The 11,977-nt window shown below is 45.0% G+C and carries 12 protein-coding genes and 1 tRNA gene; 5 read left to right on the top strand and 8 right to left on the bottom strand.

Annotated elements, in window-relative coordinates; translation table 11 throughout:
- Positions 1–12: 12 nt before the first annotated feature.
- Both AAAA78_RS06955 and AAAA78_RS06950 read left to right on the top strand, forming a co-directional pair.
- The gene (locus AAAA78_RS06955; protein WP_340591057.1) at positions 13–735 is read left to right on the top strand and encodes a pseudouridine synthase; all 723 of its coding nucleotides are present in this window, start codon (positions 13–15) and stop codon (positions 733–735) included.
- Positions 736–784: 49 nt separating this feature from the next.
- Positions 785–2,842 (top strand): M1 family metallopeptidase, encoded by a 2,058-nt coding sequence (locus tag AAAA78_RS06950; RefSeq protein WP_340591056.1) that lies wholly within the window; start codon positions 785–787, stop codon positions 2,840–2,842.
- Between the two features lie 200 nt (positions 2,843–3,042).
- On the opposite strand, the gene AAAA78_RS06945 is transcribed toward AAAA78_RS06950, so the two are convergent.
- Entirely contained in the window at positions 3,043–3,870 is an 828-nt protein-coding gene (locus tag AAAA78_RS06945; RefSeq protein WP_340591055.1) for a phosphatase domain-containing protein, read from the bottom strand.
- A 46-nt stretch (positions 3,871–3,916) separates the two neighbouring features.
- On the opposite strand from AAAA78_RS06945, the gene AAAA78_RS06940 reads away from it, so the two are divergent.
- Positions 3,917–3,992, top strand: a tRNA-Arg gene (locus tag AAAA78_RS06940).
- Between the two features lie 12 nt (positions 3,993–4,004).
- Positions 4,005–4,535, top strand: coding sequence for a GNAT family N-acetyltransferase (locus AAAA78_RS06935; protein ID WP_340591054.1), 531 nt, complete (start codon positions 4,005–4,007; stop codon positions 4,533–4,535).
- Positions 4,536–4,551: 16 nt separating this feature from the next.
- On the opposite strand, the gene AAAA78_RS06930 is transcribed toward AAAA78_RS06935, so the two are convergent.
- The 3 genes from AAAA78_RS06930 to AAAA78_RS06920 all read right to left on the bottom strand — a co-directional run bounded on the left by AAAA78_RS06930 (position 4,552) and on the right by AAAA78_RS06920 (position 7,849).
- Positions 4,552–5,877 carry a chloride channel protein gene (locus AAAA78_RS06930; protein ID WP_340591053.1) on the bottom strand — a complete coding sequence of 442 codons (1,326 nt, stop codon included), beginning with the start codon at positions 5,875–5,877 and terminating at the stop codon, positions 4,552–4,554.
- Between the two features lie 88 nt (positions 5,878–5,965).
- On the bottom strand, positions 5,966–6,322 hold the full coding sequence (locus AAAA78_RS06925) for a hypothetical protein (RefSeq protein WP_340591052.1): 357 nt from the start codon (positions 6,320–6,322) through the stop codon (positions 5,966–5,968).
- Between the two features lie 84 nt (positions 6,323–6,406).
- Positions 6,407–7,849 carry a helicase HerA-like domain-containing protein gene (locus AAAA78_RS06920; protein WP_340591051.1) on the bottom strand — a complete coding sequence of 481 codons (1,443 nt, stop codon included), beginning with the start codon at positions 7,847–7,849 and terminating at the stop codon, positions 6,407–6,409.
- Between the two features lie 162 nt (positions 7,850–8,011).
- Here AAAA78_RS06920 and AAAA78_RS06915 point away from each other — a divergent pair, with 162 nt between their 5' ends.
- Positions 8,012–8,395 (top strand): hypothetical protein, encoded by a 384-nt coding sequence (locus AAAA78_RS06915; RefSeq protein WP_340591050.1) that lies wholly within the window; start codon positions 8,012–8,014, stop codon positions 8,393–8,395.
- A 1-nt stretch (position 8,396) separates the two neighbouring features.
- Here the strand turns inward: AAAA78_RS06915 and AAAA78_RS06910 are convergent, their stop codons facing one another.
- The 4 genes from AAAA78_RS06910 to AAAA78_RS06895 are packed head-to-tail and all read right to left on the bottom strand — an operon-like array spanning position 8,397 to position 11,975.
- On the bottom strand, positions 8,397–9,629 hold the full coding sequence (locus tag AAAA78_RS06910; RefSeq protein ID WP_340591049.1) for a putative porin: 1,233 nt from the start codon (positions 9,627–9,629) through the stop codon (positions 8,397–8,399).
- Positions 9,630–9,637: 8 nt separating this feature from the next.
- Complete coding sequence (locus tag AAAA78_RS06905) at positions 9,638–10,762, bottom strand: hypothetical protein (protein ID WP_340591048.1); 1,125 nt, start codon at positions 10,760–10,762, stop codon at positions 9,638–9,640.
- Complete coding sequence (locus AAAA78_RS06900; protein ID WP_340591047.1) at positions 10,759–11,403, bottom strand: hypothetical protein; 645 nt, start codon at positions 11,401–11,403, stop codon at positions 10,759–10,761. Before AAAA78_RS06900 ends, AAAA78_RS06905 begins: the two co-directional genes overlap by 4 nt.
- Complete coding sequence (locus tag AAAA78_RS06895; RefSeq protein WP_340591046.1) at positions 11,400–11,975, bottom strand: YceI family protein; 576 nt, start codon at positions 11,973–11,975, stop codon at positions 11,400–11,402. Before AAAA78_RS06895 ends, AAAA78_RS06900 begins: the two co-directional genes overlap by 4 nt.
- Positions 11,976–11,977 lie beyond the last annotated feature (2 nt).

Genomic DNA, 11,977 nt, shown 5'->3' with positions numbered 1-11,977 from the left:
TAGGAATTTTTCGTGGAGCTTTTGTATAAGGATGAACATTTTATCGCCGTGAACAAACCTTCCGGCTTTCACGTTCATCCCCACGAAAATGTTCAGCATCGCGTTTCGCGAGATAAAATATGTCTTTACCATGCCCGTCGAATGATGAAACAACACGTGTTTCCCGTGCATCGTCTGGATGCAGGCACCAGTGGTGTTCTTCTTTTTGCTCTTTCTTCAGCCTCTGCAGGAAAACTTTGTAAGCTCTTTACCGAACGCGCCACTTTCAAAACATATCAAGCCGTTGTGCGCGGTTATGTGGAGGAAGCGGGAGATATCGAAATTCCTCTGGAACTGGATTCCACCGGGGATCTTGTCGAAGCGCGAACCAGCTTTAAACGCTTAGGCACCGTGGAGTTTCCCGTGGCCGTCGGGAAAAAATTTCCTACAGCTCGCTACTCCTGGGTGGAGGTCACTCCTCACACGGGTCGCTATCATCAGATCCGCCGTCACTTCAATCGCATCTCTCACCCTCTTTTAGGTGACGCCGTTCATGGCGACTCTCACCACAATCGATTCTTTAGAAACCATATAGGAATTGAGGGGTTATGCCTTAAAGCTCTACGCTTAGAGTTCACTCATCCGTGGAGTGGCGAGGCGGTTTCGATCGAGGCTCCGCCTTGCGAAAAGTGGAAGAAAATTCAACTTTTGTTTAATCACACAGAAGCTCCACATAACCCACCGAATACCCTTTGACCTCCCTCTGGAGCGGGCGTAGAAATGGTCCTCGTTTTAGAGGTAATTCATGACCAAAGCGCAAGCTCTTCACAAGTTGATGATTGTGATCGGCCTTCTTTTTATTTTGCTTGTCTCCATGCAGTCTCATTCCGCTCCTTTGCATCACAAAATGCAGGTGGAGATTTATCCAGGATTGAAGATGATGAAAGCGGAGGACACACTCACTTTTCCGAAAGATTCTCCTCGCAAACTAAGCTTTCTGCTACACAAAGATCTGCGCATTTCCATAACGAGTGCTGACGATTCTTTGACTCTTTTGCATGCAGGGACTGCAAGTGAACCCTATTCTGAGTACGGTTTGCAACTAGGAACTCAGGACAATAAAGTTTCGGTCAGTTATTACGGCGTGATTTACGATGCTGTTGTGAACGACAATAGTAATGGTTTGATTGCCCCTGAAGGAGCGACTCTCTTTGGGAGCACTTACTGGTATCCGTTTTTCTTAGACACACAGAAAAGTTTTGATGTGACTGTGCAAACTCCGGCGGACTGGCGTTCTTTAGTACAAGGCCAAATCGCCAGCACTCAAGTTGCTAATGCCATCCGCACATCTCGCTTTGTTGAAATCTATCCGCAAGAAGAGATCTATCTGGTTGCGGGCCCCTTTCAAAGTTACGAAGCTGACGTTGCCGGAAAGAAAATCCAAGTTCTTTTACGCAAAGCCGATCCTTCTTTAGCTCAGACTTTTTTATCTCTGGTTCCTGAATATCTTGAGCACTATAGCAACACCATTTCACCTTATCCGTATTCCAGTTTCACTGTCGTAGAAAACTTCTGGGAAACAGGTTACGGAATGCCTAGCTTTACTTTGCTGGGGCCTACGGTTATCCGCTTGCCGTTCATTTTAAATTCTTCTTTGCCACATGAGGTTTTGCACAACTGGTGGGGTAATAGCGTTTACGTTGATTATGAAAAAGGCAACTGGAGTGAAGGCTTAACGACGTACATGGCGGATTATTGGCAACAGGAAAAAGTCGGCAACGAACGCGGCTATCGCATGAATGCTTTGATCAATTACGGTGATTTTGTTTCTGCAAATGCCGGGAAAGATTTTCCGGTACGCCAGTTTAAAGGCCGTCATAATTCCAGCTCTCAAGCTGTGGGCTATAGCAAGTCCATGATGATCTTTCACATGTTAGAGTTTAAATTCGGAAAAGATCTTTTCAAGAAAGCTCTTCAAGATTTTTATACTGAGAATCTGTTTCAACGCGTTTCTTTTAATGAGGTTCAAAAAAGTTTCGAAAAAATCACGAACCAAGATCTGCAAGGCTTCTTCACGCAATGGCTTGATCGCACTGGCGCTCCCAAAGTTGAACTGACAGACGCGAAAGTAATGAGATGGCTGGACGGTTCTTATAGTACCACTTACCTGCTTTCTCAAAAACAAGCTGAAATGTACGACTTGTCTATTCCCGTAGTTTGGAAGTTAGAATCTGGAGAGGAAGTTCGTCAGCTTGCTCGCCTCACCGACAAGTCTGGTGTGTTCTCATTGATCAGCCGCTCAAAGCCCGTGCATATTTCTGTCGATCCTGATTTTCATATCTTCCGCGATCTTTATTTAGAAGAACGTCCTGCCACATTATCCTCCGTTCTTGGTAGCGCTTCTGTGAATTTTTATTTTGATAAAGAAAACGCCGATGCGGAAAAATTCGCGCAAACTTGGGCTCAATCTGCCGAAGGTAAAAGCACCCTCACCGCAGTAACGGACTCTTTACAGATCGCTTTGGAAGGAGCTTTGGTTTTCGTCGGCGATAAAGATGCTTTTGCGAGTTTTATGAAAGCGCAGCTTTTGGATCAAAAGTTCTCACTGACTGACAAGAAGATGACGATTGACGGTCAAGAGTTCTTGCTTGAAAACACAAGCACGGTTTTAGTCACAAGACTAAAGAACAATCCAGCGCAACCCCTCGTGTGGGTTCGCTGGAGCAAAGATAACAATCCCGTCGAGTGGGCTGGCCGCTTAACTCACTATGGAACTTTCGGTATTCTTGTGTTCCAAGGCCGTCCAGCTGTTCTTAAAAGCACGTGGCCTGTGCTTCAGTCCCCTCTGCAAAAGAGTTTATAAATGTTAGAAGCCATCACATGGATGGCTTCTTATTTACCCGACTTATTATAAAATAAAAAAAGATTTTGAAGTTTTCGTAAGACCAAGGAGGGGCTTATGGCGAACAAAAATCAATCCGGAAAAATCGGTTGGATTTTATTATGGCTGATAGGAGTTCCGATTCCTATTTTGCTGATTCTTTATCTGATTCGCGGATGCACTTAGTGTTGCGCGCAAACGGACTGTAAATGTTTTTGGACGTCTTGGCAGAGCGAAGCAAGTTCTGCGCTGACTCCATTGCATCTCATTTCTGACGGGCAAAGAGCATAAGAGGGAATTATTTGCTCTGCATGGGGTTCTTTGAGAATCGCCTGCCCTACAGCTTGCACTTCTTCTGTTGTCATGCGACCGGACGCGAATTCATTCATCGCGATATCAAAAGCGGTGAAGAACGAAATGGCTGATGATGGGGTTTCTTTTTTAACCACCTCACGCAGATAGATCGCCTGGATTTTATCGCCAAATTTTTCGTGAAGGGCTGTCGCCATCTGGACGCTTGGCTCTGAGTTATCAAAGATCACAATAAATTTTCTTTGCGGATGATCTTCCACGATTTTTTCAATGCGCGAGATTTTAAAATCTTCAATCGACCACTCTGTGAGCCAGTTTCGTAAATAACGGTGATTTTCAGGATAACCGGAAGCCCTTAGAAAATCGGAAATGCGTTTTTCAAACCACGACGAAATCGCACTGACCACATAAAAATGCGGTGCGGTTTCCTGTTTTGAAATCACCGAATACAACTCCGGCATTCCTGCAAAGGTTTTGTCTTTTTCTAAAATTTTAACAGCAGATTTAACCAATCCCGTATTTTCAGCCTGACGTAAAACATCATCAAAGCCGCTGATGATAAGAGCCTTTTCGTTTGCGTAAAGCATTGAAGGCCCTATTAGAATGATTAAAAGGATTTTAGAGATCGTCCGCATAGAAATCTTTTTACCACGATTCCAAAAATACGGCATTAAAACTTGTGCCTTCTGGAGCTCCATGGCTTGCGTGCCTTATTTTACCTCATATATATTTATACTTAACAGCGACCCCATAGCTCAACAGGATAGAGCAATGGTTTCCTAAACCGTCGATCGTGGTTCGAGTCCACGTGGGGCCACCAAAAGGATCGAATATGATTGAAACGGAACGTCTGGAAATAAAGCCTTGGCTTGAAAGCCAAACTCAGGATTTTTTCAATCTAACTCAAGACAACGGCTTCAATCTTCATCTTATTACTATTTACCGTCAGACCGACCATGCATCTGCTCTAAATTGGATTCGCACTTCTATCCAACTGTATAATGAAACTCGTCTAGGAAAATGGGGTGTCTGGGAAAAGAGCACGGGCTCTTTGATTGGCATAGGCGGTTTAACACCCTGGCAATATAACAACGAGAACTTGGTAGACATCACTTACCGCCTTCGTGAAACCGCTTGGGGCAAAGGTTATGGATTGGAAATTGCCAAAGCGCTTTGTGACCATGCTTTTCAAAAGCTGAATTTATCCGAAATCACCGCAACGGTGACTCCAGACAATGCAGCCTCGAAAAAAATTCTGGAAAAATTGGGCATGAAATTCGACCGTAGGATACTTCTTCTCGATGTTGAAACTGATTTATTCAGATTGAAGAAAGCAGATTTTTCACTTCCACGGTGGCAGTGAAGCCATCTTTCCCTTTTTATCCCGGATTCGAATAATACTCATGCGGAACAGAGACGCCACGGCGGGCGATCTTTTCAGTCATGATCGTGTTTTTCATCAAGACGGAGGAAACCAAATACGCGATGGAGCAGCAACCTAAAAGCGGAACCATTCCCACGGGCTGTTGCGTGCCTTCAAGCGCAAACAGTACGGATGCAAGAAGCGCCCGCGAAGAACCGGCAAAAAGTGCTGCCATTCCGATCAAAGCCATTGTTGAAACATCTGTGTGAAGTTCTGGGAAATAAAACGCAAGCCCCGTTCCCACTAAAAATCCAAAGGCAGATCCTAAAGTCAAAAGCGGTGCTAGCGTTCCTCCAGAAGTTCCACTTCCCAAGGCAACCGACCATGCAAGAAACTTCCAAACAAAAATACTGACAGCCGCGCCAACACTCAGCTTACCTGCAAGACTCATTGTGATGTTGTCATATCCGACCCCCAAGGCGCGAGGCTCGATAAGTCCGACCAAGCCCACAACCAGACCGCCAATCACAGGCCACCACATCCAATGAATAGGAAGTTTCTCAAACATGTCTTCGATCCAGTAAACCGACTTCGTAACTCCAACGGCAAGAACTCCCATCAACGCACCGAAGGCGAGATAGATAAACAAGCTGATCAAATCTGGAGAGTGAATCGGAGGCATCGTAAAGAAAGCTTCTCCACCCATCACTGTCGCGCGCAAAGTGGACGCCACGACAGTTGCAAGTGCTACGGGGATAAATGATTTTGCTCTGTATTCAAAAAGCAAAAGTTCAATCGCCAACAACACCGCTGAAAATGGTGTTCCGAAAATAGCGGTCATTCCCGACGCCGCTCCTGCTGCCAAAATAACTTTGCGCTCATAACTGCTCACCGGAACAATTTGTCCCAACCAAGAACCTAAAGCACCACCTGTTGCGATGATCGGTCCTTCGGCACCGAAAGGTCCCCCAGAGCCAATCGCAATTGCTGACGAAATAGGTTTTAAGAATGTCATTCGACGTGGGATTCTGCTCTCTTTTTGCAGAATGTTTTCCATCGCTTCAGGAATGCCGTGACCACGAATGCCGGGCGAGCCGAACTTCGCCATAATACCAACAATCACCCCGCCAATCGCCGGAATGAAGATCGCCCAAATTCCCAGGTGATTATCCGCAGGCGAAGAATATTCGATAGAAAATTTTTGGAAATAAAAAAGGTTTGTGAAAAGTGCGATGCCCATCAACAGGATTTTCGCGACAATCATGCTCGCTACCGAAACCAAACAGCAAAGAGCGGTTACTAACAAAATACGACGACGTTTAACAAGTTCATTTGAAACCAACTGGAGCCTCCAAGATATTGAAACTCTCTCTGGTTGGAACTTCCGTCAACGCGTTGGGCCGCGCATCGAAACGCTGCGTTAAAGTGAGCTATTTACAACGGCTCACTTTCACAACAGCCGCTTGAGTTGTCGTATCAATGACAAGTTCAACAAGACATTTGTTTAAAGAGTTGCGCGCATCCGCACGACCTTTTTCACACGCTTGCAAAGAGCCGAACAAAAATGTTTTTCCATCTAAGTCCGTCAAGCGACTGTCGACGATCATTACCTGCGGTGATTCGGGATTGCAAAACATCGTCGCAAAAGCATTGCCATCTTGTCCGTAGAATCTCTCCACTTTGGGAGTGATTTGTTTTGAAGAAAAAACCGTGAAGGATCTTTGAGCCGCATTTCCTGTTAAAGAGAAAAGAAATCCCAGAGCGATAACAACAAACTGAACGCGCATAAAAATCTCCTAAAAAACAATTAAGATGATTCTAACCAATGATACTAAAGGGTCAACTTTTGCCTCTAAGGACCGACAAGCCCTTTACTTTTTACTTAAAGAACCCAAGATTCCCCGCAATAACGACTGACCAATTTCACGGCCCACTTTTGAACTGGCAGCACGAACGGCACTTTTTGCAGCTATCTCCCAAACACTGTCGGGTTCTTTGCCAGACCTTTTCTTTGAGTCAGGCTCTGCGACTTTCTCTTGCGTTCGGGCTTGCAGTTTTTCATACGCCGACTCACGGTCCACAGCTTGTGTGTATTGATCCTTAAATGGAGAACGACTCATCACCGCCTGGCGCTCCTCCATCGTGATCGTTCCCATGCGTGACTGCGGAGGACAAATTTTTGCGCGCTCTACTGGAGAAGGCACGCCGCCCTCGTCAAGCATTGAGACCAAGGCCTCCCCGACAGCCAACTCTGTGATGACCGTCGCCACATCCAAACCGGGTTTGGCACGAAACGTTTCAGCAGCAGCTTTCACGGATTTTTGATCCTTGGGAGTAAACGCCCGAAGAGCATGCTGCACCCGATTTCCCAACTGACTTAAAATTTTTTCGGGCACATCCAGAGGATTCTGTGTAATAAAATAAACGCCCACTCCTTTGGAGCGGATAAGGCGGACGACTTGTTCCACTTTTTCTAAAACAGCTTTTGAAGCATCGTTAAACAACAAATGGGCTTCATCAAAAAAGAAAACCATCTTAGGCAAAGGAGCATCACCCGTTTCAGGCAGCGTCTCGAATAATTCGGAGAGCAGCCACAATAAAAAGGTCGCATAGAGTTTGGGATTGGCAAAAAGTTTTTCTGCCGCCAAAATATTAACGTGTCCGCGCCCTTCCAGTGTTGTTTGCATAAAATCTGTTAACTTCAACGTCGGTTCACCAAAAAACTTGTCAGCTCCTTGCTCTTCAAGACTTAACAGTTCTCTTTGGATGATTCCTAAGCTCTGTTTGCTTACGGTTCCGTAGTCTTTACCAAAAATTTCCGTGTTTTCTGAGGCAAAACTTACCAGAGCTTTTAGATCTTTCATGTCCAAAAGCAGAAGCCCGTTATCATCGGCATATTTAAAGATTAAATTGAGAACTCCGGTTTGTATGTCATTCAGATCCATCAAACGCGCCAACAACAAGGGGCCCATCTCTGAAATGGTTGAACGCACCGAGTGCCCTTTCTCTGAAAAGACATCCCAAAAAATAACCGGATAAGCGCGGAACTGAAAACCCTCTTTTCCTAAGGACTGTGCCCGCTCGATAAGTTTCGGATCGTTTTTTCCAGCTTGGGAAAGACCTGCCAGATCACCTTTTACATCCGCCAGAAAAACAGGAATTCCTAAATCTGAAAAGCCCTCTGCAAGTACTTGCAAAGTGACCGTCTTTCCGGTGCCCGTAGCTCCTGCGATAAGTCCATGTCGATTGGCGTAGCGGGCCTCCAAAAGACATGGCACATCCCCTTTTCCGACAAGAATTTGAGCGGACACCATAGATCCTCCTTGTCAGATCCGAGCAAAAACAGGGTTTGAAGTCAAAACGCCTTGGAGGAATACATATTTTAGATAGAAATTTGTTAATAAGGCGAAATGAAGAATTGATAATTGGTCTTTTTTAAAACTCAAAGCTAAGACTTCCCTTTTTAGGAGGTCATCATGAAAATCGTCATCACATCATTAGCATTTCTTTTTACTCTTCCCGCTTTTGCGGCGCCGGTCAGTCGCTGCGTAGGAACCACGCAAACTCACCAGCTTGTTGTCGAACAAACGGGTTCTGACACACAGGTGACTTTAGAAGATATTAACCTTCATAGGTATCAAGATCTCAAAGATCCTAAAGAAGGTGTTTTCAAAATATCTGGAAAAGAAAAGTCGATCATTGTCATTGAAAACAAAACGGTGGATGACTTCAGCAAAGCTCGTCGCATTTCGCAAGAACTTGTCGTGTCTTTGATGATGGGACGCCCTGAGTTCCAAGGCGAGGAAGATATGCTTTACGCTTACGCCAGCGATATCATCCACACCCTGGTTTGCAAATAAGTTAGAACGTCATTAAAAGATCTATGTGAGTGCGGTCATAGTTCATCGGAATGGTGTCGATTGAATTTTCATTCTTAAACACTGTGTACTGCACTTGCACTTTCTTTGTGATTTTATATGCGAGACTCCACACCTGACCACGCGTGGAAGTCACACCTCCACCAAAATCAGAGTCTGTGAAAACACCCAGCACGGCATCCTTTTGCACTTCCTCTTGAGTCCACGTCAGACTCCAAGCCTTGTAAACGGCAATCAGACCATAAGCGTGGGCCTTATTAAGTGTATCTGTATCTTTGTTTTTAAGAGTTTCATAAAACGCTGAAAGATCCCAAGAGCCGAGTTTCTTTTTGACTTCGATAAACGCCTGTTCGATGTCAAAGTTTGTCGGATAGTTGCCATTGATATCCAGCGTATTGCCGTTGCCTGTTGCGCCCGATGTGATATTCGCCGGAGGATTGTCCTTAAGATCTGTATATGAGAATGAACCCACGCCCAAAAGAACGGTCCAATCTTGTTTCTTCCACTGCGCTCCGATTTGAATCGCATTTAAAAAATTATCCGTCTGTTCTTCACCGAATTGGGAGTCGTAGTTTTCACGCACCCAGAACATTCCTCCCTGAGTGAAGAAACTCCATTCATCGTTTAACGGCTGATTGTATTTAAGACCTAAACCCTCCAACGTGATGTCACGATCCAAAAGCATTTGGTTTTTCCCCGCAAACGTCAGTGGCTGTGGCATCTTGCCGCCGTAAATATTTAAAACTGAGAGGGGCCTGTAGTCAAAGAACGCTTGATCCAAGCCAAAATTACGGCGAGGCATCCCGGGGGATTTTTCGTCGCCCAAAGTTTGATTTCCGCTATTCGCAGAACTTCCCGTCATCAAACGCAAAGTCACTTTTAAATCTTCATGAAGCTGACTGGTTAATCCAAAACGCGCTTGAATACGCTGAATGCTTCGCTGTTGTTTTGGAGCTTGTGTTTCCATCTGCTGGCGATAACGGAAGTCACCAAAAAATTGAAAGGGCTCTTCTTTTGGAGTTTCTTTTTTTGGAATGACATCAGCGACGGTGGTTGCCACAGCTGGTGGTGGTGCAGGCGCCGGAGTTGGCGTCGCTTCCTCTTTTGGCATCGTCATTTCACTTGCAGCTTTAGTCTCAGAAGGTGTCACAACGGTAGTTTGCTCTTTTGCAAAACACGTTACGATAAGAATGAATAATACAAGACCGAACTTCATAAAAACTCCTACAAATAAATATGTGCAATCAACCAAACCACATTTTGATATTCATCAAGCTGTGACGAGTCTTTTGTTTTTTTGTACGTGGCAAAGAAATCAAAATTAGGAAATGGGAAATACTGAACACCAATACCGTAAGACTCCAAATGGGGATCTGTCTTCTCAGTATCTGCGTTGTAATATTCTTGAGTCAGGAAAAGTTGCACACCTTGAGTGTACTCATAACCCAATTTTAAGAAATCAACGAATCCTGTTTTTCCGTCGGGATAATAAATCTTATCAGCTTGAAACAGTATTGATATTTCCGGAGTCCAGCCAATCAAAGCGAAAATACCTTCGAACGCTTTATCCTGATCTCCACCTTGTTGTGAGAGTTTACTACGATAGATATTCACACCGGCACGCGCTGTTTTTCCAAATACCTTGGAAACTTGCAGAACGTAACCTTTTTCATCGTCGTATTTGTCAAAGCGAGCGCGCTGGGCAAGACCCGTTGCAACGACCTGGTAGTTTTCATTGCTCCACGCAAGTTCCGCTGAAACTCTTTCTTGTCCCGGATTAAAATCTAAATAACGACGGGTCACATAAGTGTGCTCAGCGATATTCAAACCGTACACAGGATAAAAACGTCCTGCGCGCAAAGAAGCGGCTTCAGCTCCGCCGCGCCAGTTTTCGGAATACTGAGCCCACGCTCTTGGCATATAGATAAAATCTCTCCACTCAGCATCAGACTTTGACGGTTCATAGCGACCGACAGAGACATACACAATTGTTTTATCGCTCACCTTAAAAAGCGTATCGATATCCACTTGCATAAACATAAAGCGGCCCTTGGAAGCCACTGAATTTTCCGTCATGGTTTGTAAAAGACGAACGTTCGCACCGACACGCAACCATTCGGGCGTCTCAATTTCCCAATAATTTTTCTCAGCATTAGGAGCTTTAAAAATAGAATCGTTGCGGGAGAACAGCTCTTTCCCCAGCTCCCGGCCATATTTTGAGAGCATGTCTCCGCCTTGATGAGTCGTGTGACAGGCCATGCAGTTCACGTAACCGTGTCGAATCATTTCAGGGTAAGCGAAAGATTTATTAGCAAATAAAAACAGAACAAGAACGAAAAAATACTTCACTCTGGCATTCCTTGCGAAATCCACTTCATCAGGGCTTGTTTTTCAGCTTCCGTCAAAGCTCCATAAGGTTCTAGTGGCATGGTTTGCTTCACAATGGCCGAATCAAAAATACGTCCGATGTTTTTTCTCACAACATCCAGTGATTCAAAATCAAGCCCTGCATCCGCGTTGGCACCACGATGACAATCAAGACAGCTTGATTTTAAAACTTGGTTTTTAATCACAGGCCAGTTGATAGGTCCTTTGATCGGCCGGGCGTTACCGCGACCTGTGTTGCGCTCAGGTCCTCCGGCTTCAATCCAGGCTTTAAGCAAATCATATTGAGCTGCGCCCAAACCACCTGACGGCATGTCTCTTTTTTCGATCGAGCGATAATAAATGCGGCTTAGATTTGCGCGCACTTGTTGATAGGTTTCAAGATTCAAACCTCCCTGAACACCCCCCGGAGTTGAATGACAGCGAAGACACTCTGGTCCAATCACTGCCATATTCAAGCTTTGGTAATCAAGGCTGGCAGCAATCATGGCTTCCTGTTTACCAAGACCTCCACCCATTGCCGCATTTTCTTTTTTGACGTGATTGTAGTTGCAAGCCCCAAGAGCCGTCGCCACAAGCACTGCAAAAAGCAGATTTATTTTCATTGCAGCCTCTCGACTGTAGAAGCCGTGTTCACTTCAACCTGGTCAGCCACCGTGATGCCCGCAAAAGAAGGAATCACGATACCAAAATCAGAAAGTTTTAATTGAAAGCTCGCCGTCATTTTGAGGCCTTCTTTCGAAGACTTCACAACAAACTCGCCTTGCACAGGCTTCTTGATTCCATGCAGATCTAAAGTTCCAGTAAACGGCAACTTTGTTTCTGATTCTTTAGTCACCGCATTTTTTGGAACCGTCAGATCGTTGACTGTTAAAGTCGCATTTTCGAATTTACCGACTTCAAGATATTTTTCTTTCATATGACGATCGCGAAGAGCAATACCGGTATCCGTGTTTTTAAGGTTCACACGAAGGTCGCCCGAGACAATCCAGTTTTCGCCCTTTTCTTGCGCCAACAAAGTTCCTTCAGGTCCTTCGCCTTTTCCGTCAATACGGATCGCGCTGGGATTTCCAATCGCTAAGAAATTTGTCGTGCCGCTTTCCTTCGTCATCTTAAAAGACGTCGCCGCAAAACCGGGAGAGCACATAAAAAATAAAACAAATAAAACGTATTTCATAA

It is taken from the genome of Bdellovibrio sp. BCCA (assembly GCF_037996825.1).
In the GTDB taxonomy this organism is placed as follows: domain Bacteria; phylum Bdellovibrionota; class Bdellovibrionia; order Bdellovibrionales; family Bdellovibrionaceae; genus Bdellovibrio.
This window is presented reverse-complemented; position numbering and strand designations above follow the sequence as displayed.

Bases quoted from the DNA above. Each gene is read 5' to 3' on its own strand.
- AAAA78_RS06950 (WP_340591056.1), top strand. From the start codon at position 785: ATGACCAAAGCGCAAGCTCTTCACAAGTTGATGATTGTGATCGGCCTT.
- AAAA78_RS06945 (WP_340591055.1), bottom strand. From the start codon at position 3,870: ATGGAGCTCCAGAAGGCACAAGTTTTAATGCCGTATTTTTGGAATCGT.
- AAAA78_RS06935 (WP_340591054.1), top strand. From the start codon at position 4,005: ATGATTGAAACGGAACGTCTGGAAATAAAGCCTTGGCTTGAAAGCCAA.
- AAAA78_RS06925 (WP_340591052.1), bottom strand. From the start codon at position 6,322: ATGCGCGTTCAGTTTGTTGTTATCGCTCTGGGATTTCTTTTCTCTTTA.
- AAAA78_RS06920 (WP_340591051.1), bottom strand. From the start codon at position 7,849: ATGGTGTCCGCTCAAATTCTTGTCGGAAAAGGGGATGTGCCATGTCTT.
- AAAA78_RS06915 (WP_340591050.1), top strand. From the start codon at position 8,012: ATGAAAATCGTCATCACATCATTAGCATTTCTTTTTACTCTTCCCGCT.
- AAAA78_RS06910 (WP_340591049.1), bottom strand. From the start codon at position 9,629: ATGAAGTTCGGTCTTGTATTATTCATTCTTATCGTAACGTGTTTTGCA.
- AAAA78_RS06900 (WP_340591047.1), bottom strand. From the start codon at position 11,403: ATGAAAATAAATCTGCTTTTTGCAGTGCTTGTGGCGACGGCTCTTGGG.
- AAAA78_RS06895 (WP_340591046.1), bottom strand. From the start codon at position 11,975: ATGAAATACGTTTTATTTGTTTTATTTTTTATGTGCTCTCCCGGTTTT.